A 223-nucleotide genomic window follows, 5' to 3' on the forward strand; every position below is an offset into this window, starting at 1 on the left:
GACGGTCACCGTGGACGGCGACGCACCCTCCGGGAGGGGACGGGACCACACGATGTCGAGCGGTTCCGCCATCTTCGCCAGGGTGAGGCTGCCGTCGCGGAACCGGAACGCACTGGTGGTGTACTCCGCGGACTTCCGCGACTTCTTCCGCGACTTGAAGCGCGGGTACTTCGCCCGCTTGCCGAAGAAGTTCGTGAACGCCGTCTGAAGGTGCCGCAGGGCC

General features: G+C 67.3%; 1 pseudogene. It reads right to left on the reverse strand.

The features are described 5' to 3' along the window. A pseudogene (locus AC2CJA_RS27585) lies at positions 1-223 on the reverse strand (RNA-guided endonuclease TnpB family protein); the annotation flags it as partial.

It is taken from the genome of Streptomyces sp. ATLC9, assembly GCF_057196705.1.